An 18782-nucleotide genomic window follows, 5' to 3' on the forward strand; every position below is an offset into this window, starting at 1 on the left:
CACCCGTAATCCGCCCACTTCCCAACAGCTAGGATGCTCTGTCGTGACTCTGCGCCTTTTCGACACCGAGACGCGGACCCTGCGTGACTTCACGCCGCTGGTCCCTGGCAAAGCCTCGGTGTACCTGTGCGGCGCGACCGTTCAGGGCGAACCCCACATCGGCCACGTGCGCAGCGGCGTCGCCTTCGACGTGCTGCGACGGTGGCTGGGCGCCAACGGTTTCGACGTCGCGTTCATTCGCAATGTCACCGATATCGACGACAAGATTCTGAACAAGGCCGCCGAACACGGCCGCCCCTGGTGGGAGTGGGCCGCCACGCACGAGCGCGCCTTCGACCGCGCCTACGAGACGCTCGGCGTGCTGCCGCCGTCCGGGGAGCCGCGCGCCACCGGGCACATCACCCAGATGGTCGGGATGATGGAGCGACTCATCGAGCGCGGCCACGCCTACGCCTCCGCGGGCAATGTCTATTTCGATGTGCTGAGCTTCCCGGATTACGGAAAACTGTCCGGGCACAAGCTCGATGACGTGCACCAGGGTGAGAGCGCCGGCCAGGGCAAGAAGGATCCGCGCGATTTCACGCTGTGGAAGGCGGCCAAACCCGGTGAGCCGAGCTGGCCCTCGCCGTGGGGTCCCGGCCGTCCCGGCTGGCATTTGGAATGCTCCGCCATGGCCGAGTTCTATCTCGGCGCGGAATTCGATATTCACTGCGGTGGAATGGATCTGGTTTTCCCGCACCACGAAAACGAGATCGCCCAATCCCGCGCCGCCGGAGACGGATTCGCCCGCTACTGGCTGCACAACGGCTGGGTGACCATGGGCGGCGAGAAGATGTCCAAGTCGCTGGGCAATGTGCTGTCCATTCCGAATGTGCTGGAACGGGTCGGGGTGCGCGCGGTCGAATTGCGCTACTACCTGGGCAGCGTGAGCTACCGGTCGCAGATCGAATATTCCGATCAGGCGCTCACCGAGGCCGCGACCAGCTACCAGCGCATCGAGGCGTTCGTGCTGCGGGTGCTGGAGCGGGCCGGCGACGTGCCGGTCGGCAGCTGGACCCCCGGCTTCGCCGACGCGCTGAACGACGACCTCGGAGTGCCCAAGGCGCTGGCCGAGATTCACAGCGTGGTCAACGAGGGCAACAAGGCCTTCGACGCCGGTGACCGCACGGGCGCGCGCATGCTCGCCGGTCAGGTCCGGGCCATGCTCGGCATTCTCGGCGTGGATCCGCTCGACGCGCACTGGGCCGCGCCCACCGACAATTCCGCCGCCATCGCCGCCCTCGACGTGCTCATCGGCGCGGAATTGCAGCGGCGGCAGCAGGCGCGCGCCGACAAGGACTGGGCCACCGCCGACGCGGTCCGCGACCGGCTGCAGGCCGCCGGGGTCGAGGTCACCGATACGGCGCAGGGCGCCGAGTGGTCCTTGGCCAAGGACAAGAAGTAGCGCTCCGCCCCGGCGGAACGAACTCGCCCGGTGACCGCGTGGGATGGCCCACGCGGTGTGGCGGAGCGCACCGAATTCGGGGTGGCGGTCCAGCGTAGGGCACAATTCTTAGCGTCCCTCCGGCTATGCCCACGCCCCGCGACCAGAATTGCCGCGCGGCTGGTGGCCGATCCGGAGGCGCTGCGTACGCGCAGCGCGAAGTTTGACATGGGCGCAGCCCCACGCTGCGCCGACCGGAGGCAGGTTTCCCGCATGATCGACCGTGAGCGGGTTCGTCCCGCGCCCGGCTCGATGCGGGTTACCCGCGTGATACGGAAGGCGAAGTGATGGCAGGCAATTCCCAGCGACGCGGGGCGACGCGAAAGACCGGCAGCAAGAAGGGGCAGACCGTCGGTTCCGGCGGCCAGCGCCGCCGCGGACTCGAAGGCAAGGGCGCGACCCCCAAGGCCGAGGACCGCGTCTATCACGCCGCCGCCAAGCGGGCCAAGGCGAAGGCCAAGGCCGAGGCGTCGGCCGCCACCGTCCGCTCGCGCAACGCCGGCCGGCCCATCGCCGGCCGCAAGGACAACGAGGGCCCCGAGCTCGTGCTCGGCCGCAACCCGGTGGTGGAGTGCCTGCGCGCGGGTGTGCCCGCCACCGCCCTGTACGTGGCCAACGGCACCGAGAACGACGACCGGCTCTCCGAGGCGGTGAAGACGGCCGCCGAGATCGGGATCTCGATCCTGGAGGTGCCGCGCACCGACCTGGACAAGATGAGCCACAACGGCATGCACCAGGGCATGGCGCTGCAGGTGCCGCCCTACAAGTACGCGCACCCCGACGACCTGGTCGACCGGGTGCACAACTCGGGCGAGCCGGCGCTGCTGGTGGCCCTGGACAACATCACCGATCCCCGCAACCTGGGCGCGGTCATCCGTTCGGTGGCGGCCTTCGGCGGGCAGGGCGTGCTGATCCCGCAGCGGCGCAGCGCCAGCGTCACCGCGGTGGCGTGGCGCACCAGTGCCGGTGCGGCGGCGCGGCTTCCGGTCGCGCGGGCCACGAATCTGACTCGCACGCTGAAGGATTGGGCGAACAAGGGTTACCAGATCGTCGGGCTCGACGCGGGCGGCGACACCACTCTCGACGAATTCGACGGCAGCGCACCGACGGTCATCGTGGTCGGCTCCGAGGGCAAGGGACTGTCGCGACTGGTGCGCGAGACCTGCGACTCGATTCTGAGCATCCCGATGGCGGGTCCGGTGGAGTCGCTCAACGCGTCGGTGGCGGCGGGCGTGGTGCTGGCCGACGTCGCGCGGCAGCGGCGCCTCTGAATCGAGCCGTACCTCGAATCGAGCGGGGCCGCTTCCGAATCGGTCGCTCGACCATCACGAATCGGGGTCCGGTTCGGCCTCGATGACCAAGTGGCCCAAGCGAACACCGCGCGTCCCCCTGCCGCGCGGTGGCATCCGCCGTAAACTCGGGCGGTGGTCTTCGATCAGCCGCCCCTCGGGTCCCCCGTCGAGCACGAGCACGCTACCGCCGTCCTGCTACTGGGCGCGCTCAGCGTGTTCTGCTGCGGCGCGCTGGGACCGATCGCGTGGGCCCTCGGCCGCCGCGCGCTCAACGACATCGAGGCGGGCGAGGGCCGCTTCGGCGGCCGGGTACAGGTCGTGGTCGGCTACGTCCTCGGCGTCATCGGAACCTGCCTGATGGTGGTCTTCGGCGGCATCTTCCTGATGATGGCCCTCAGCGGACGGGCGTAGGCAGCTCTCAGGGGTCCGCCCCGAACCCCCGCGAAAGAAGCCTGCGTCAGTCCAGACCGGGTCGCTCTTTGCCGCCGGTAATGCCATCCCAGGCGGGCCATTCGCCGCTGACGCTGCCCGACCACTTGGGCGGGCGACGATCCTTCAGGGCCGCCACACCTTCGCCGCCGTCGGCGCTCTTGGAGACGTAGTCGTTGAGCTCGGTTTCCAAGCGGCCCACGGTGTCCGGGTCCATGGTCGGGGCTTCCCAGAGCAGACGCTTGGACAGGGCCACCGGGAGCGGGGCCGAGCCGTGGGCGATGTCGTGCGCCACCTCGAGCGCGGTGGGCAGCACCTCGGCGGCGTGCAGGCAGGAATTGGCGATGCCGAGCGAGTACGCCTCGTCGCCGTCGAAGGTGCGGCCGGTGAGCAGCAGGTCGGCGGCGCGGGCGCTGCCGATCAGGCGGGGCAGCGTCCAGTGCGCGAAACCGTCGGCCAGCGCGCCGCGGCGGACCTGATTGAGCGCATACACCGCGTCACGGGCGACATAGCGCAGGTCGCACTGCAGCGCGATCTCCAGGCCGATGCCGACGGCATGCCCGTTCACGGCGGCGATGACCGGCTTTCGGATGCGGAACGGCGCCGGGTCGATGAGGCCGTTGACCTCGCCGACCTTGAGCGACAGATCCGCGCCCGCGCAGAACGCGGGCGGGGTGCCGGTGATGACGACCGCCCCGATGGCGTCGTCATTGTCGCAGCGGCGCAAGGACGCACCGATCTCCGACGCCATGGCCGGAGTCAGTGCGTTCTGCTGGGCCGGCCGGTTGAGCGTCAGTACCGCAACGCCCCCGGAGACGTCCACAAGCAATTCCGAACTCATGGGCTGAATATTAGGCCCTGCGCTGCGCTGCGGTCGGCTTCACCGTCCGCCGCGCAGGATCTGGCGGCCGATGGCGTACTTGTGGACCTCGGTGGGGCCGTCGTAGAGGCGGAAGGCGCGCATGTCGCGGAAGATCATCTCGACCACGGTCTCGTCGGAGATGCCGATGCCGCCGAGGACCTGGACGCAGCGATCGGTGACCTTGAACAGTTCCTCGGAGACGTAGGACTTGGCGACGGAGGATTCGTGGCGGGCCTTGTGGCCCTGATCCATCAGCCAGCAGGCGTGCCAGATGGTGAGCCGGCACTGGTGCAGCGCGATCTCGTTGTCCGCCAGCATGAACGACACGCCCTGGTGCTCGCCGATCGGCTTGCCGAAGGCGGTGCGGGTCTTGGCGTAGTCGACGGCGATGGCCTGCGCCCGCTCGGCCGCGCCCAGCCAGCGCATGCAGTGGGTGAGGCGGGCGGGCGCCAGCCGCAGCTGGGCGTAGCGCAGCGCCTGGCCGGTCTCGCCGAGCACGGATTCCCTGGGCAGCACCAGGTTTTCGAAGTTCACCACCGCGTGGCCGCCGACATAGTTGCGGTCCATGGTGTTCATGACGCGCTCGATGACGATGCCGTCGGTGTCGCCCTCACAGAGGAACAGGGTGGGGCCCTCGGGCAGGTGCGGGTTGGCGGCCAAGCGCGCCATGATGATCCAGGTCTTGGCGCCGTCCGCACCGGTGATCAGCCATTTGCGGCCGTTGATGGTGAAGTTCTCGCCGTCGAAGACGGCTTCGGTGGTCAGCTGGTTGGGGTCGGAGCCGGCGCCGCCCGGCTCGGTCATGGCGAACACCGAACGCTGGTGGCCGTCGATCACCGGCTGCAGGAAGCGTTGCGTCTGTTCCGGATTCGCGATCTTGGAGAGCAGGAACATATTGCCCTCGTCGGGGGCGGCGCAGTTCAGGGCGACCGGGCCGAGGGTGGACCAACCCGCGGCCTCGTACAGCACGGCCTGCTCGACGTGGGTGAGGCCGCGCCCGCCCAACTCGACGGGGGCCTGGATGGTGAGCAGCTTCTCGGCGCGCGCCAGCTCCACCATTTCCTGGCGCAGGTCGTCGTTGGGGCCGTGCGCGGTCAGGCGCGGGTCGCGTTCGAAGGGCACGATCTTGTCGATGACGAACTGGCGAACGCGGTCGCGTTCGGCAGCGAGGTCGGCGGGAATCGAGAAGTCGATCATCGTGGTCACCATCCGTCAGGAGTCGCGGTCGAGCCGAGCATACGACGACTCCCCCACCCGACTGAAGGCACCCGCCCTCAAACGAGGACGCGACGCAGGAAATCCTCGACTTCGGCCCGGTAGGCGGCCGGTTGATCGTCGTGCACCAGGTGCCCCGCGTCTGCGATGACCACATGCCGGGCGTCCGGATGCAGCGCGGCCATCTCCCGCATCTGCCCCGGCGGGGTGATGGTGTACTCGCCCTCGATCAGCAGCGACGGCACGGTGATCGATTTCCACTGCGCCCAGAAGTCGCGGGTACCCCACTCCTCGGAGATGTCCCGGAAGGTCGGCACCTCGCCGTGCAGGTGGTAGCCGTCGGGTTCGCGGCGGAACGAGTCCAGGAAGTAGCGGCCCGCGACCGGTCCGAAGAACTCCAGCACGGCCGCTTCGGTCTCGAACGGGACCGGCCACGCCTCGACCATGGCCGCCCAGTCGGCCGCGGTGCGGCCCTGGAAGTCGGGGGCCATGTCCTCCACCACCAATCCCCGGACCCGGTCCGGGTGCGCCGCGGTGAACATCCAGCCGTGCAGTCCGCCCATGGAATGCCCGATCACCACCATCGGCTCGGTGATGGCCGAGGTGGCCGCCGCGAGATCGGCCACGAAGGCCTCGGTGGTGAGCCGCGGCGGCGCGGTCCGGCCGTGGCCCGCCGCGTCGAAGGTGTACACGTGCCCGAACGGCCGCAGCCAGTCGAGTTGCCGGTTCCAGGTGTACGCACTGCCCATCAGCCCGTGCAGCAACAGGATTGGGACTCCCGTCCCGCCCTCGTCGTGCAGCGGGCTCGCCTCGTCTTCCAACACGCCACCAATGTAGGGCGCGCGGCGCGCGGGCCGCTGCCGCCCCCGCCCGGCGGGGCGTCGCCCCGAGCCGGTGGCGGTGAGGCGTAGCCTCGGGCCCATGGCAGTCGTCAAGATCAACGCAATCGAGGTCCCCGAGGGCGCGGGCCCCGAACTGGAGAAGCGTTTCGCGCAGCGCGCGCACGCGGTGGAGAACTCGCCCGGCTTCCTGGGCTTCCAGCTGCTCCGCCCCGTCGCCGGCGACAACCGGTACTTCGTTGTCACGCAGTGGGATTCGGAAGACTCCTTCACCGCGTGGCGGGATGGCCCGGCGCGTGAGGCGCACGCGGGCGAGGCCCGCAAGCCGGTCTCGACCGGCGCGTCCCTGCTGGAATTCGAGGTCGTGCTGGACGTGGCGGGCAAGAACGCCTGATCACAGGCGTTCCAGCCGTCACCGCACGCGGTCGGCGAGACCCCGGGTGACCCTGTGGAGCAGCCATTCCGCCGGACCACGGCGGAACCGGAGGCGCCACAGGGTGGCCGCCACCAGCGCACCGATCGCCAGCAGCGCCAGCAGTTCCCAGCCCGGCCCGTGCACGCCGCCGGGCAGTGCCGTCGCCTCCCGATCCGGGACCGGCACCAGCACGGTGACCGCGACGACCTGCAGGACGTAGAGGCTCAGGGCGCAGGAACCCGCGGCGATCAAGGGCCGCAACGCGATTCCGGTGCGCGGGACCAGCGCGATCAGTACGCCGATCACCAGGAAGGCGACGCCGGTCGCGCCGAACACCTCGAACGGGGTGCCGCTGTGCGGGGTCGCGACAGTCAGCCACCACGGGCTCGCCGTGGACACCACGCCGTATCCGGGCGCGTCGATGAGCTGCCCCGGTTCGAAATCGGTGAGACCCGCCTCCGACAGACTCCCGGCGAGCAGTTCCACCAGGTGCGCGCGACCGCCGAACGGATGCTGCACCAGCCACGAACCGCCGTAGCCGACCAGGGCGAGAGCCGCACCGACCCCGATCACCGGCAGCGGGCGCAGCGAGCGAATTCCGCAGCGGCCCAGCGCCATACCGGCGAAGATGAACGGCATCCAGGTCAGAGCCGGGTAGGTGCCGGTGAGCACGAGCATCTGGAACGCCTGCTTCGCGCCGGCCCAGGAGGTGAACATGCCGAAATCCGGTTCGCCACCGAAAGCGTTCTGCTCCAGCTGACTTCGCAGCGAGAACGACTCGATCGGTCCCGCGATCGCCCAGATCACCGCCAGCAGCGCGAGCCCGCGCGCACTCAGCCACAGGGCGGGCAGGGCCAGCAGGAAGAACAGGCCGTAATAGGTCAGGATCAGCGCGATTCCGATCCCGGAATGCAATTGCGTCAGGGCCAGACCCAGCAGGGCGACCAGTACCGCGCGGGCCGCGATACGCACCAGCGCGCGGCGGGCGGCGAGACCGGTGGCGGGTTGCGCCCCACCGGACAGCAGGGCCAGCGAGACGCCCGCCAGCACCGCGAACAGGGCCGCCGAACGGCCCTCGAAGACCGTCAGCCAGGCCGCGCCGGGGCTTTTCCGCGACGGTCCGACGTGGACCGCGAACATGCCGAGCACCGCGATTCCGCGGGCCGCGTCCAGCGCGAGCACGCGCGGGAGCGAGTCCGCGACATTCGATTCCCGCGCCGCATCAACCGCGACCGGTGACCCCATGACCACTGCTCACCTCCAGATCTCGACCGTCAGTGACAGCGAGGCTAGCGGTGTGGCAGCGCCGATTTCGAGCTCGTTGCCCGATTCCGGGCCAGGTCTGACCGAAAGATTTAGTCCCGGCCGACAAAAGTGTCAGCCGGGACTTCACGCACTACGCCTCGAAGGTGGCGTCCAGTTCGATGGTGTCGACACCGGTCAGCGCCTTCGACACCGGGCAGCCCGCCTTGGCGCCCTCGGCGGCGGCCAGGAAGCCGGCCTCGTCGATGCCCGACGCCTTGCCGACCAGGGTCAGCTTGATCTTGGAAATGCGGAAGCCGCCGGCCGGATCCGGGCCCAGGGTCACGTCGGCGGTGATGTCGAGGCTCTGCACGGTGCCGCCCGCCTTGCCGATCTCACCCGACAGGGCCATGGCGTAGCAGGAGGAGTGCGCGGCCGCGATCAGTTCTTCGGGGCTGGTGGTGCCGTCGGCCGCGTCGGCGGCGCGCTTGGGGAACGAGACGTCGTACTTGCCGACGCCCGAGCTGACCAGCTCGACCTGGCCGGAACCGTCCTGCAGACCACCGGACCACGAGGTGCGCGCGCTACGTGTAGGCATCACTGTCCTTTCGTTGGAGGGAAGACGTCTCGAACCTACCCCGGACCGAACGCAGGCCCACCGACAACGAATCAGACGGCGACCGCGGCGCTGTGGTCCCAGCGTTCCAGGATGCTCGGCCAGGACTTCTCGTGGCGGTCGCGGGCGTGCTCGTCGGGGAAGCCGGCGTGGGTGAGCCGCAGGGCGGTGCCCGCGCCGTGTGCCGAGAGTTCCACCGTGAGCACGGTTTCCGCGCCGTCGGTGCCGCCGGTGACCCAGGTGAGTTCCACCAGGCGGTCGGGGACCAGGCTCAGGAAACGCCCGTAGTGGGGGTGGCCGCCGCCCGCGGTGAAGTAGAACGGTTCGTTCACCGCGGGCCGCATGCGCACCGAGCCCGGGTCCGCGAACCAGGTGCCGAACTGTCTGGTGGCCATCCGGTAGAGCTCGGTCGGGGAGGCGGCCATGATGCGTTCGGCGACCAGGAAGAACGGTCGCGCGGCGAGGTCGGGTGGCCGCAGGGGCGCAACGTCCATGGGCCGCGACGATACCGCCCCCGCCCGCTCTCACCCGGGATTGGTGACCCGAGCCAGCACGATGCCGCCGATGATCATGGACAGTGCCAGCACCCGGCCCACGCTCAGCGGATCCTTCTGCACCACCACGCCCAGCACGATCGCGCCGACCGCGCCGATGCCGGTGAAGATCGCGTACGCGGTGCCCACCGGCAGTGACTGCATGGCATGCGACAGCAGGTACACCGCGACCGCCGCGAGCAGGAAGCACACCAGGGTGGGCAGCGGCTTGGTGAAATTCTGGGTCGGCTTGATGGACTGCGACCACGCGATCTCCACCACGCCGGCCAAACCCAGGACCAGCCAGTTCATTTCAGTACTCCTTACCGAGCGCGCGCACCGCGTCGAGGGCAGCGGCGTACGAGGCGTCGTGCTTGTCGCGCAGGTGCGCCAAGGCCGGGTCGTGCCGGGCGTTCACCAGCTCGGCACTGACGAAAGCCGGGTCCTGGACCGCGAAATGGCCGGCGAAGAAGTCGCGCAGGTAGCGCTCCTGGTAGTCGTAGATCGCCTTCGGGGCGCCCGGGGAGTACGCGCCGCCGCGCGCGGTCACCACCACGAAACGGGTGGGGGCCAGCGACATTCGCGGGAAGGTGATCTGGTCCAGCCAGGCCTTGAGGCTCGCCGGGATCGAGTAGTTGTACATCGGGGTGCCGATCAGCACCACGTCGGCGGCGCGGACCTCCGCCAGCAGCGGTTCGACGATCTCCCAGGCCGCCTGCTGCGTGGGTGAATTCACCAGGTCGGCCAGCCGGTCGAGATCGGTGCTGCCGTGGGCCAGGACGCGGTCGCACAGTTCGGTCCAGCCCTCCTCGATGAAGGGGATCGGGTCGGCGGCCAGGTCCCGGTGGACGTAGTGGCCGTCGGGGTGTTCGGCGCGCCAGGCGGCGGCGAATTCCGCGCCCAGCAGACGGCTGATGGAGGTGCGGCGGGCGCTGGCGTCGAGGTGCAGCAGGGCGGTCATGTGCGGGTCTCCGATCAAGTGGACGGTATGTCCGGTTACTTCCACGACGGTAACCACTAACCGGACATGTTGTCCACTTATTTCTCGACGGCTACAGTGAGCTGCATGAACACCCGCGGCCTACCGTTGCTCAACGACCCGCCCGCGCCCGCCGAACGCGCCGACGCGGCCCGCAACCGAGCCAAGGTGCTGGCCGCCGCCGCCCGGCTGTTCGCCGACCACGATCCGCGCACCGTCACCATGGACGACATCGCCAAGGCGGCCGGGGTCGGACGCGGCACGCTGTACCGGCGCTACCCGGATGTCGGCTCGATCGCGGTGGCCCTGCTGGACGAACACGAGCGCGCGATTCAGGAACAGCTGCTGCGCGGGGAACCGCCACTCGGGCCGGGCGCGCCACCCGCCGAACGGCTCGCCGCGTTCTACGCCGCCATGATCGAATTGCTCGACACCCACGCCCATCTGGTGCTCGGCGCGGAGACCGGGGGCGCGCGATTCCAGACCGGCGCCTATCAGTTCTGGGCCGTCCACGTCCGCATGCTGCTGACCGAAGCCGGTGTGGCCGAACCGGATTCACTCGTCGACACCCTGCTCGCCCCGCTCGCCGCCGAGGTGTTCCGGCAGCAGCGGAACCGCGGGCTCGACTCCGACCAGATCGCCGCCGGGCTGGCGAAACTCGCACACCGCGTGCTGGATCCGGCCCGGCCCTGACACGGCGACACGACCGCCCATCGGAAGGATGAGCGGCCGGATCGACGTGTTCGGTTGCGCCTCAGACCATGTCGCGGCGGCGGATCAGCCACACCGTCCCGGCCACGAACAGGATCACGTAACCCGCCAGGAACAGCAGGGATTCCCCGCGCGAGAGCACATTCAGAACACCGGGCGTGGCCGGGCCGCTCACCGTGCGCATCGAACCCGCCAGGGAACCGGCCGCCGTGCCGGGCAGGTGATCGGTGATCGCCTTGACAGGTGAGAAGATCGCACCGACCCCGCGCAGCAGGTTCTCCACCACCAATACCCACACCAGGCCCAGGCCGACCGCCAGCGCGGGCCCGCGAGCCGCCGTCCCGATCAGCGCGCCCGCCAGCGTCCACATACCCAGAATTGCGGCGCCCGAACCGATTCCGAGCAGCATCCGTCCCAGCGACGGCAGCGCCAACGATTGCCCCTGGGTCCCCGCGATGAGCGCCGCCACGCCGGTGTCGACCACGAACGCGACCAGCACCAGCGCGACCACCGTCACGGCCAGGCTCAGCACCACCGCGCCGATCACGCTCACCCGCGAAGGCCCCTGCGCGAGTGCGGTTTTCCAGCTGCCCCAGCCGTAACCGCTGCCCGTCGCCAGCGCCCCCAGCACCAGCATGAGCGCGCCCCCGAACAGCGCCATGCCCTGTGTGAACACCTCCGGCACCGCCGCGGGCAGCATCTGCTGCAGCAGCGCCTCGCGGGGCAGGCCGTTGGACATGCGTGTGCTGCTGCCGGTCGTGTAGGCGAGGTAGTTGAACAGGTACGCGAAGGTGAGGTTCAACAGGATCCAGGTGCCCAGCACGATCCAGAAGGCGGGCCACTTGCGCAGCCGCAGCAGTTCGGCGCGCGTGCTGGCCACCAGATCTCCGAATGCGCCGTGGGTCTGCAGATCGGTCATTTCGCCGTCTCCGTCATCTCGAAAAACACTTCTTCCAAGGTCTTTTCATCACTGCGCAGCTCGAGCAGGTCCGCGCCCGACTCGATGACCGCGCGCGCCACCACGGGGGCCTGGGCGGCGCCGGCGTCGACCCGGATCCCGGCGGCGGTCAGCAGCGCCGACCGCTCCCCCACCGCCGCGCGCACGGCCGGGAGCGCCACCGCCATCGGCTCGGCGCGGACCAGCAGCGAGGCCTGGCCGCGCAGTTCCCGCACCGTCGATTCGGTGAGCAGCCGTCCACCGGAGATGACGCCGACCCGGTCACAGATCTCCTGCACTTCGCTGAGCAGGTGACTGGACAGCACGACGGTGTGCCCGTCGGCGGCGAGTCCGGTGATGAGTTCCCGCATGTCGGCCATGCCGGCCGGGTCCAGGCCGTTGGTGGGTTCGTCGAGGATCAGCAGATCCGGGCGGCCGAGCAGGGCGGCCGCGACGCCGAGACGCTGCTTCATGCCGAGGGAGTAGGTGCGGAAGCGGTCCCCGCCGCGCGCGGACAGGGCCACCCGGTCCAGGGCGTCGGCGACCGCGTCGTCGCCGACACCCCGATAGCGGGCCAGGACGCGCAGGTTGTCACGGCCCGAGAGGTAGGGGTAGAAACCGGGGCCCTCGATGAGAACCCCCATGCGGCGCAACGCATCCGGATCGCCGGGCGCGCAGCCGAGCACGGTCGCGCTGCCCGAGGACGGGCGAATGAGACCGGTCAGCATGCGCAGGGTGGTGGTCTTGCCCGCGCCGTTCGGGCCCAGGAAGCCGTAGATCTCACCGCGGTGGACGGTCATGCCGACGGCGTCCACCGCCAGGTGGGAGCCGTAGCGCTTGGTCAACCGGTCGGTGACGGCGATCGCTTCGTTCATGCCCTCCACGATCCGATTCCGGGCGCGGAAAGTAATCCGTCCCGGCGCGTGATCGGCCGTACGTATCCGGACGTATTCCGGCATCGCTTCCGGACGTATTTCGGTGCGACACCGTGCCACTGCCCGCCGACGGCGCTACGGTGCAGCTATGGACACACGCGGGGGAACGCTGGGTCGGCGCGATGCGCTCCCGGCTTTGGCGGTGGGGGCGATACAGCTGGGCCTGGGTACCCTGGCCAACCATCACCAGACCGTGGTGCGTGAGCTCGACACGCTCGGATACCTGCTGCTCGCGGCGGGTCCGGCGCTTCTGCTGCTCCGCCGGTGGCAGCCGTTGGCGGTGTTCTACGGGACGATGATCGTCACCGTTGCATACCTACTGTTCGGTTATGGCTACGGGCCGGTCTTCGCCTCGCTCATCGTCGCCTTCATGACCGCCGCCGTCCGCGGATCCCGTTGGTACACCTACCCATTCGTGGCCCTCGGCTACCTGCTCATGGTGTGGCCGGTCCCCGGCTGGCGCGGCTACCACACCAGCGCCTGGCAGGAATTCGGTTTACTCGCTTGGCTTTTCCTGCTCGCGGCCGCCGCCGAAGGCCTGCGGCAACGCCGCGTCGCGCTCGTCGCCCGGCGCCAACGCGCCGAAGCCGCCGAACGCGAGGAACAAGCCGAACGCGAACGGGCCCGCGCCCAGCACGCCCTCGAAACCGCCGAACGCGAACAGCGGGTCACCGAGGAACGCCTCGCCATCGCCCGCGAACTGCACGACGTACTCGCACACAGCCTTTCGCTGATCAACGTGCAGTCCTCCGTCGCCCTGGAACTGTTCGACCGCAAACCCGAACAGGCCGCCACCGCGCTGGCCGCCATCAAGACCGCCAGCAAGGACGCGCTCGGCGAGGTCAACGCCCTGCTGCGATCCATCCGCGGCGGCACCGCCACCGTGGCCGCACCCACCACACCCACCATCGGCATCACCGACCTCGGCAAGCTCACCGGCCCGGCCCGCGCCGCCGGACTGGAGGTGCACGCCATGGTCACCGGCGGGCCGCGCCGACTGCCCGCCGTCGTCGACGTGGCCGCCGCCCGCATCGTGCAGGAATCGCTCACCAACGTGGTGCGGCACGCACCCGGCGCGAGTGTGCTGGTCACCGTGCACTATTCGGCCGAACGACTGCAACTCACCATCGACAACACCCGGCCCACCCGGCAGCCCGCGCCGCAGTCACCGAGCGGCGGCCACGGCATCACCGGCATGACCGAACGCGCCCACGCGCTCGGCGGGCAGCTGTCCGCCGAACCCAAGGCCGACGGCGGATTCCGGGTCAAGGCGCGCCTGCCCACCCACCTGGCCCTGCCCGAACCGGCTGCGTAACCTGGCAATTCGAGGAGGACAGATGCCGATCCGGGTAGTGATCGCCGACGACCAGGCGCTGGTCCGCGCGGGCTTCGTCGCGCTGCTCGACGCCCAGGACGACATCGAGGTGGTGGGCGAGGCCGACCACGGCGGGCAAGCCGTCGACCTGGCCCGCGCGCTCCACCCCGACGTCGTCCTCATGGACATCCGGATGCCCGTCCTGGACGGCCTGGCCGCCACCCGCGCCATCGCCGCCGACCCCGACCTGGAAGCCGTGAAAGTGGTCGTACTGACCACCTTCGAACTCGACGAATACGTCTTCGAGGCGATGCGCTCGGGCGCCACCGGCTTCCTGGTCAAACACACCGAGCCCGCCGACCTGGTGAAAGCGGTCCGGGTGGTCGCCGGCGGCGACGCCCTGCTCTCCCCCAGCGTCACCCGCCGCCTGGTCGCCGAATTCGCCACCCACGCGAAACCCGCCCCCACCGCCCAATTCTCCGAACTCACCGACCGCGAACGCGAAGTCATGACCCTCGTCGCCGAGGGCCTCACCAACGCCGAGATCGCCGAACGCCTCTACCTCAGCCCCGCCACCGCCCGCACCCACGTCAGCCGGATCCTGATCAAACTCGGCGCCCGCGACCGCACCCAGCTCGTCGTCCTGGCCTACGAGTCCGGGCTGGTCCGACCCGGCTGGCAGTGATCAGAAGCTGCTCCAGTACTCCCCCACCGTGAAGCTCTGCACCACACCGCGTTTCACCTGCGGATCATCGGCGACGGTCACCATCTGACGCGACAGATCCAGCTTCATGCCGTCCGCGGCCAGGAACTGCTGACTGTTGGCGGTGAACGTGAAGAACCTGGCCTCGAACGGCTGCGCCCGCAACTGCGGCACATCGGCGCGCAACACCCGCGGACCGCCCGGCTCCTCGCACACCGCCAACCGCTGCATCGTCTCGAGCCGGGACCCGATCAGCAGGACCAGGCGTTCATCCGCACCGCAACGGGCGGACGAATCCCGCCAGCCCTGCGCGTCCGCGGCGGGCGGCAGGGCGCCGGAGGTGGCCGGAACCGACGGCGTCGGCGTGGCCGTCGTCGTCCCGGCCGGCGCCGCGGACGTCGCCGGCGCCGCCGACTCCGTCCCCGAGCAGGCCGCCGTCGAGGCCAGGAGTGCGAGCCCGGTCAACGCCGGAAGACAGGAACGAACCGCGAACATCCGGGCAGGGTAGCAATCACCCGAACCTCTTGAATCGGTCGCCGATTCGGTCGTGGTCAATGCGCCGGACCCAGGCCCAGGCCCCGTCGAATCGCCTGTTCCACCGGCGAATACGCGCCGTCCAGCCGGTCCAGGACACAGGGTTCGCGGGACAGCAGCGGGGGCTGCGCCAGGAACCTCGGACGGCCGGTGCGATTGGGCTGGGCGGCGTGGATCAGGAACGGATGGCAGAGGTAGACATCGCCCGCCGCGCCGGTGGCGAGCGCCTCGGGGAGATCGCCTGTGGCGGTGTAGAAATCGGCCAGATCGAACATCGTGGTACCCGCCTCGCCGAACGGTTCCAGCTCCCGGGCCAGGCGCAGGTGCGAACCCACGCGGATACGGGTGGGGGCGTCGTCGACGCCGATGTCGGAGAACAGGAACAGCATGAGCAGGCTGCGCCCCCGGGAGAAGACGTTCAACCGCCAGCTCAGATAGTCGTCGGGCGCGGCGTCGCCGGGAAAGCTGACATCCACATGCCAGCCGGCATCGCCCGGCGGCTCCGGGCTGGGAAAGCGAATCGGCCAACTGCCCAGGCTGCGGCGCGGGATCCAGCGGCCGGGGCCGGCCAACTGGTCGAACGCCTCGAGCAGGGGCGCGGCGGTGACCGCCGCGGCGAACGGCTCCTCGGCGTGGTCCCAGAGCCGAATGACCGGCTGAGTCCAGGTCGCGGGATCATCGGGGTCACATCCGGTTTCGGCCCAGAGGATCGACCGGCCCGCGGCGGCGGTCTCGGCCGGGAAGGCGCCGTCGATCTTCACGAAACCGTCGGCGATGAAAGCGGCTATCTGTGCGTCGGTGAGCATCGCATCCGAGCATCCGCCATAGCGGGATCGCACCGCCACCGAATTTCGGCCCCGGACAAGGCGGAAGCCCCGCCCTCCCGAAGGAGGACGGGGCTTCCGTTGTCTCGCTGAGCCTTACTCGCCCGAGGCGCCGGCCGGGGTCTCACCCGCGAGGGCGGCGACCGGCTTGTCCTCGGCGGACTCGTCCGCCTGCTTGGTCAGCTTGGGCTTGGCGGTGAAGGTGAACTTGGCCTTGTCGCCCTGGCCTTCGCCGTCCCAGCCCTCGACGTCCACCACCACGATCTGACCGGCGCCCAGTTCGCCGAAGAGGATCTTCTCCGACAGCTGGTCCTCGATCTCACGCTGGATGGTGCGACGCAGCGGGCGAGCGCCGAGCACCGGGTCGAAGCCGCGCTTGGCCAGCAGGCTCTTGGCCTGCGGAGCCAGCTCGATCTCCATGTCCTTGTTCTTCAGCTGCTTGGCGACGCGGCCGATCATCAGGTCGACCATCTGGATGATCTGGTCCTGAGTCAGCTGGTGGAACACGATCACGTCGTCGATGCGGTTGAGGAACTCCGGGCGGAAGTGCTTCTTCAGCTCGTCGTTGACCTTGAGCTTCATCCGCTCGTAGTTCGAGCCCTCGGCGTTGGACTGGGCGAAGCCCAGGCCCACGGCCTTCGAGATGTCCGAAGTACCCAGGTTCGAGGTGAAGATCAGCACGGTGTTCTTGAAGTCGACCGTACGACCCTGACCGTCGGTCAGACGGCCGTCCTCGAGGACCTGCAACAGGGTGTTGTAGATCTCCTGGTGCGCCTTCTCGATCTCGTCGAACAGCACCACCGAGAACGGCTTGCGCCGCACCTTCTCGGTGAGCTGGCCGCCCTCCTCGTAACCGACGTAGCCCGGAGGGGCACCGAACAGACGCGAGGCGGTGAAGCGGTCGTGGAACTCGCCCATGTCGATCTGGATGAGCGCGTCGTCCTCGCCGAACAGGAAGTTCGCCAGCGCCTTCGACAGCTCGGTCTTACCGACACCGGACGGGCCGGCGAAGATGAACGAGCCCGACGGACGCTTGGGGTCCTTCAGACCGGCGCGCGTACGGCGGATCGCCTTGGACACGGCCTTGACCGCGTCCTCCTGGCCGATGATCCGCTTGTGCAGCTCGTCCTCCATGCGGAGCAGACGGGTGGTCTCCTCCTCGGTGAGCTTGAACACCGGAATACCGGTCCAGTTGGCCAGCACCTCCGCGATCTGCTCGTCGTCGACCTCGGCCACGACATCCAGATCACCGGAACGCCACTGCTTTTCGCGCTCGGCCCGCTTGGCGACGAGCTGCTTCTCCTTGTCGCGCAGCCGCGCGGCCTTCTCGAAGTCCTGCGCGTCGATCGCGGACTCCTTCTCCCGGCGCGCCTCGGCGATCTTGTCGTCGAATTCGCGCAGGTCCGGCGGCGCGGTCATCCGGCGGATGCGCATGCGCGCGCCCGCCTCGTCGATGAGGTCGATCGCCTTGTCCGGCAGGAAGCGGTCGTTGATGTAGCGGTCGGCCAGCGTGGCCGCGGCGACGAGAGCGCCATCGGTGATGGAGACCCGGTGGTGCGCCTCGTAGCGGTCGCGCAGACCCTTGAGGATGTTGATGGTGTGCTCGACCGTCGGCTCGCCCACCTGGACCGGCTGGAACCGGCGCTCCAGGGCGGCGTCCTTCTCGATGTACTTGCGGTACTCGTCGAGGGTGGTGGCGCCGATGGTCTGCAGCTCACCGCGAGCCAGCTTGGGCTTCAGGATCGAGGCCGCGTCGATAGCGCCCTCGGCCGCGCCCGCACCCACCAGGGTGTGCAGCTCGTCGATGAACAGGATGATGTCGCCGCGGGTGTTGATCTCCTTGAGCACCTTCTTCAGGCGCTCCTCGAAATCACCGCGGTAGCGGCTGCCCGCGACCAGGGAACCCAGGTCGAGGGTGTACAGCTGCTTGTCCTTCAGCGTCTCCGGCACTTCGCCGTTGACGATGGCCTGGGCGAGACCCTCCACGACGGCGGTCTTACCGACGCCGGGCTCACCGATCAGGACCGGGTTGTTCTTGGTACGGCGGCTCAGCACCTGCATCACGCGCTCGATTTCCTTCGAGCGGCCGATGACCGGGTCGAGCTTGCCCTCGAGGGCGGCCTGGGTCAGGTTGCGACCGAACTGGTCGAGCACCAGCGAGGTGGACGGAGTGCCCTGCTCGCCACGCGTGCCCGAGCCCTCGACCGGCTCCTTGCCCTGGTATCCGGACAGCAGCTGGATGACCTGCTGACGCACCCGGTTGAGATCCGCGCCCAACTTGACCAGCACCTGCGCCGCGACGCCCTCACCCTCGCGGATCAGGCCGAGCAGAATGTGCTCGGTGCCGATGTAGTTGTGGCCGAGCTGCAGCGCCTCACGCAACGACAGCTCGAGCACCTTCTTGGCGCGCGGGGTGAAAGGAATGTGACCGGACGGCGCCTGCTGGCCCTGGCCGATGATCTCCTCGACCTGCGAGCGCACACCCTCCAGCGAGATGCCAAGGGACTCCAGCGACTTCGCCGCGACACCCTCGCCCTCGTGAATCAGTCCCAGCAGGATGTGCTCGGTGCCGATGTAGTTGTGGTTGAGCATCCGGGCCTCTTCTTGGGCCAGGACAACGACCCGCCGCGCGCGGTCGGTGAACCTCTCGAACATCGCTCCCTCACTCTCCTGCTCCGCCATCACTGGCATCCGGCGCTTCAGACCCTGTGCTGCCCTTCTGGTCGCCAGCCTGCCATGAAGCCCTGGGGTTGCATCCCCCGACTCCACTCTAGTTGCCGGGGGTCACGCACGTCGTCCGTCCACCCTATTGCGAACCGGCGACAGTACGACTCATTCAGTCATAACGGGGCAGTTGCGCAGTCCGTTTCCGAACGCGCTACGCCCACAGCGAACAAGCCGGTCAGTCGCCGGAACCG

At 69.2% G+C, this 18782-nt stretch carries 20 protein-coding genes; 7 read left to right on the forward strand and 13 right to left on the reverse strand.

From position 1 onward, the window contains the following. Positions 1 to 43 precede the first annotated feature (43 nt). The 3 genes from cysS (at position 44) to ACYVKL_RS18320 (ending at position 3186) form a co-directional block, all read left to right on the forward strand. Entirely contained in the window at positions 44 to 1444 is a 1401-nt protein-coding gene (gene cysS / locus ACYVKL_RS18310; RefSeq protein ID WP_379164854.1) for a cysteine--tRNA ligase, read from the forward strand. A 326-nt stretch (positions 1445 to 1770) separates the two neighbouring features. Next, positions 1771 to 2754 (forward strand): 23S rRNA (guanosine(2251)-2'-O)-methyltransferase RlmB, encoded by a 984-nt coding sequence (rlmB, locus tag ACYVKL_RS18315; RefSeq protein ID WP_379164856.1) that lies wholly within the window; start codon positions 1771 to 1773, stop codon positions 2752 to 2754. A 153-nt stretch (positions 2755 to 2907) separates the two neighbouring features. Then, positions 2908 to 3186 carry a DUF4190 domain-containing protein gene (locus tag ACYVKL_RS18320; RefSeq protein WP_213559048.1) on the forward strand — a complete coding sequence of 93 codons (279 nt, stop codon included), beginning with the start codon at positions 2908 to 2910 and terminating at the stop codon, positions 3184 to 3186. 46 nt (positions 3187 to 3232) lie between these two features. Here ACYVKL_RS18320 and ACYVKL_RS18325 read toward each other — a convergent pair whose 3' ends face one another. The 3 genes from ACYVKL_RS18325 to ACYVKL_RS18335 form a co-directional block, all read right to left on the reverse strand. After that, positions 3233 to 4045: an enoyl-CoA hydratase/isomerase family protein gene (locus ACYVKL_RS18325; protein WP_379164859.1), complete on the reverse strand. Its 813-nt coding sequence runs from the start codon at positions 4043 to 4045 to the stop codon at positions 3233 to 3235. Positions 4046 to 4084: 39 nt separating this feature from the next. Continuing rightward, positions 4085 to 5263, reverse strand: coding sequence for an acyl-CoA dehydrogenase family protein (locus ACYVKL_RS18330; RefSeq protein WP_379164861.1), 1179 nt, complete (start codon positions 5261 to 5263; stop codon positions 4085 to 4087). Positions 5264 to 5340: 77 nt separating this feature from the next. Further along, the gene (locus ACYVKL_RS18335) at positions 5341 to 6105 is read right to left on the reverse strand and encodes an alpha/beta fold hydrolase (RefSeq protein ID WP_379164862.1); all 765 of its coding nucleotides are present in this window, start codon (positions 6103 to 6105) and stop codon (positions 5341 to 5343) included. 97 nt (positions 6106 to 6202) lie between these two features. On the opposite strand from ACYVKL_RS18335, the gene ACYVKL_RS18340 reads away from it, so the two are divergent. Further along, positions 6203 to 6514: an antibiotic biosynthesis monooxygenase family protein gene (locus ACYVKL_RS18340; protein ID WP_213559045.1), complete on the forward strand. Its 312-nt coding sequence runs from the start codon at positions 6203 to 6205 to the stop codon at positions 6512 to 6514. Between the two features lie 18 nt (positions 6515 to 6532). On the opposite strand, the gene ACYVKL_RS18345 is transcribed toward ACYVKL_RS18340, so the two are convergent. The 5 genes from ACYVKL_RS18345 to ACYVKL_RS18365 form a co-directional block, all read right to left on the reverse strand. Further along, positions 6533 to 7780, reverse strand: coding sequence for a DUF418 domain-containing protein (locus ACYVKL_RS18345; protein ID WP_379164865.1), 1248 nt, complete (start codon positions 7778 to 7780; stop codon positions 6533 to 6535). A gap of 151 nt (positions 7781 to 7931) precedes the next feature. Continuing rightward, the gene (locus tag ACYVKL_RS18350) at positions 7932 to 8375 is read right to left on the reverse strand and encodes an OsmC family peroxiredoxin (protein WP_379164867.1); all 444 of its coding nucleotides are present in this window, start codon (positions 8373 to 8375) and stop codon (positions 7932 to 7934) included. 71 nt (positions 8376 to 8446) lie between these two features. Then, complete coding sequence (locus ACYVKL_RS18355; RefSeq protein WP_379164868.1) at positions 8447 to 8887, reverse strand: SRPBCC family protein; 441 nt, start codon at positions 8885 to 8887, stop codon at positions 8447 to 8449. A 30-nt stretch (positions 8888 to 8917) separates the two neighbouring features. Then, a complete protein-coding gene (locus ACYVKL_RS18360; protein WP_379164870.1) occupies positions 8918 to 9238 on the reverse strand; it encodes a DMT family transporter in 321 nt (106 codons plus the stop codon). 1 nt (position 9239) lies between these two features. Then, on the reverse strand, positions 9240 to 9887 hold the full coding sequence (locus ACYVKL_RS18365) for an FMN-dependent NADH-azoreductase (RefSeq protein WP_379164872.1): 648 nt from the start codon (positions 9885 to 9887) through the stop codon (positions 9240 to 9242). 105 nt (positions 9888 to 9992) lie between these two features. Here ACYVKL_RS18365 and ACYVKL_RS18370 point away from each other — a divergent pair, with 105 nt between their 5' ends. After that, a complete protein-coding gene (locus tag ACYVKL_RS18370; protein ID WP_379164874.1) occupies positions 9993 to 10598 on the forward strand; it encodes a TetR/AcrR family transcriptional regulator in 606 nt (201 codons plus the stop codon). A 61-nt stretch (positions 10599 to 10659) separates the two neighbouring features. On the opposite strand, the gene ACYVKL_RS18375 is transcribed toward ACYVKL_RS18370, so the two are convergent. After that, entirely contained in the window at positions 10660 to 11535 is an 876-nt protein-coding gene (locus tag ACYVKL_RS18375; protein ID WP_379164876.1) for an ABC transporter permease, read from the reverse strand. Next, positions 11532 to 12428: an ABC transporter ATP-binding protein gene (locus tag ACYVKL_RS18380; protein ID WP_379164878.1), complete on the reverse strand. Its 897-nt coding sequence runs from the start codon at positions 12426 to 12428 to the stop codon at positions 11532 to 11534. Before ACYVKL_RS18380 ends, ACYVKL_RS18375 begins: the two co-directional genes overlap by 4 nt. A 148-nt stretch (positions 12429 to 12576) precedes the next feature. Here ACYVKL_RS18380 and ACYVKL_RS18385 point away from each other — a divergent pair, with 148 nt between their 5' ends. Both ACYVKL_RS18385 and ACYVKL_RS18390 read left to right on the forward strand, forming a co-directional pair. Beyond that, the gene (locus tag ACYVKL_RS18385; protein WP_379164880.1) at positions 12577 to 13803 is read left to right on the forward strand and encodes a sensor histidine kinase; all 1227 of its coding nucleotides are present in this window, start codon (positions 12577 to 12579) and stop codon (positions 13801 to 13803) included. Positions 13804 to 13825: 22 nt separating this feature from the next. Then, positions 13826 to 14488, forward strand: coding sequence for a response regulator transcription factor (locus ACYVKL_RS18390; protein WP_213559037.1), 663 nt, complete (start codon positions 13826 to 13828; stop codon positions 14486 to 14488). Here the strand turns inward: ACYVKL_RS18390 and ACYVKL_RS18395 are convergent, their stop codons facing one another. The 3 genes from ACYVKL_RS18395 to ACYVKL_RS18405 all read right to left on the reverse strand — a co-directional run bounded on the left by ACYVKL_RS18395 (position 14489) and on the right by ACYVKL_RS18405 (position 18519). Beyond that, positions 14489 to 15001, reverse strand: a complete 513-nt coding sequence (locus tag ACYVKL_RS18395) for a hypothetical protein (RefSeq protein ID WP_379164883.1) — start codon at positions 14999 to 15001, stop codon at positions 14489 to 14491. 56 nt (positions 15002 to 15057) lie between these two features. Further along, positions 15058 to 15846, reverse strand: coding sequence for a phytanoyl-CoA dioxygenase family protein (locus ACYVKL_RS18400; protein ID WP_379164885.1), 789 nt, complete (start codon positions 15844 to 15846; stop codon positions 15058 to 15060). Between the two features lie 114 nt (positions 15847 to 15960). Further along, positions 15961 to 18519, reverse strand: coding sequence for an ATP-dependent Clp protease ATP-binding subunit (locus ACYVKL_RS18405; protein WP_379164887.1), 2559 nt, complete (start codon positions 18517 to 18519; stop codon positions 15961 to 15963). Positions 18520 to 18782: the final 263 nt, after the last annotated feature.

The organism is Nocardia tengchongensis (genome assembly GCF_054781395.1).

Coding starts and splice junctions, on each gene's coding strand:
- rlmB (WP_379164856.1), top strand. CDS start 1,771: ATGGCAGGCAATTCCCAGCGACGCGGGGCGACGCGAAAGACCGGCAGC.
- ACYVKL_RS18325 (WP_379164859.1), bottom strand. CDS start 4,045: ATGAGTTCGGAATTGCTTGTGGACGTCTCCGGGGGCGTTGCGGTACTG.
- ACYVKL_RS18330 (WP_379164861.1), bottom strand. CDS start 5,263: ATGATCGACTTCTCGATTCCCGCCGACCTCGCTGCCGAACGCGACCGC.
- ACYVKL_RS18340 (WP_213559045.1), top strand. CDS start 6,203: ATGGCAGTCGTCAAGATCAACGCAATCGAGGTCCCCGAGGGCGCGGGC.
- ACYVKL_RS18345 (WP_379164865.1), bottom strand. CDS start 7,780: ATGGGGTCACCGGTCGCGGTTGATGCGGCGCGGGAATCGAATGTCGCG.
- ACYVKL_RS18350 (WP_379164867.1), bottom strand. CDS start 8,375: ATGCCTACACGTAGCGCGCGCACCTCGTGGTCCGGTGGTCTGCAGGAC.
- ACYVKL_RS18355 (WP_379164868.1), bottom strand. CDS start 8,887: ATGGACGTTGCGCCCCTGCGGCCACCCGACCTCGCCGCGCGACCGTTC.
- ACYVKL_RS18360 (WP_379164870.1), bottom strand. CDS start 9,238: ATGAACTGGCTGGTCCTGGGTTTGGCCGGCGTGGTGGAGATCGCGTGG.
- ACYVKL_RS18365 (WP_379164872.1), bottom strand. CDS start 9,887: ATGACCGCCCTGCTGCACCTCGACGCCAGCGCCCGCCGCACCTCCATC.
- ACYVKL_RS18370 (WP_379164874.1), top strand. CDS start 9,993: ATGAACACCCGCGGCCTACCGTTGCTCAACGACCCGCCCGCGCCCGCC.
- ACYVKL_RS18375 (WP_379164876.1), bottom strand. CDS start 11,535: ATGACCGATCTGCAGACCCACGGCGCATTCGGAGATCTGGTGGCCAGC.
- ACYVKL_RS18380 (WP_379164878.1), bottom strand. CDS start 12,428: ATGAACGAAGCGATCGCCGTCACCGACCGGTTGACCAAGCGCTACGGC.
- ACYVKL_RS18385 (WP_379164880.1), top strand. CDS start 12,577: ATGGACACACGCGGGGGAACGCTGGGTCGGCGCGATGCGCTCCCGGCT.
- ACYVKL_RS18390 (WP_213559037.1), top strand. CDS start 13,826: ATGCCGATCCGGGTAGTGATCGCCGACGACCAGGCGCTGGTCCGCGCG.
- ACYVKL_RS18395 (WP_379164883.1), bottom strand. CDS start 15,001: ATGTTCGCGGTTCGTTCCTGTCTTCCGGCGTTGACCGGGCTCGCACTC.
- ACYVKL_RS18400 (WP_379164885.1), bottom strand. CDS start 15,846: ATGCTCACCGACGCACAGATAGCCGCTTTCATCGCCGACGGTTTCGTG.
- ACYVKL_RS18405 (WP_379164887.1), bottom strand. CDS start 18,519: ATGTTCGAGAGGTTCACCGACCGCGCGCGGCGGGTCGTTGTCCTGGCC.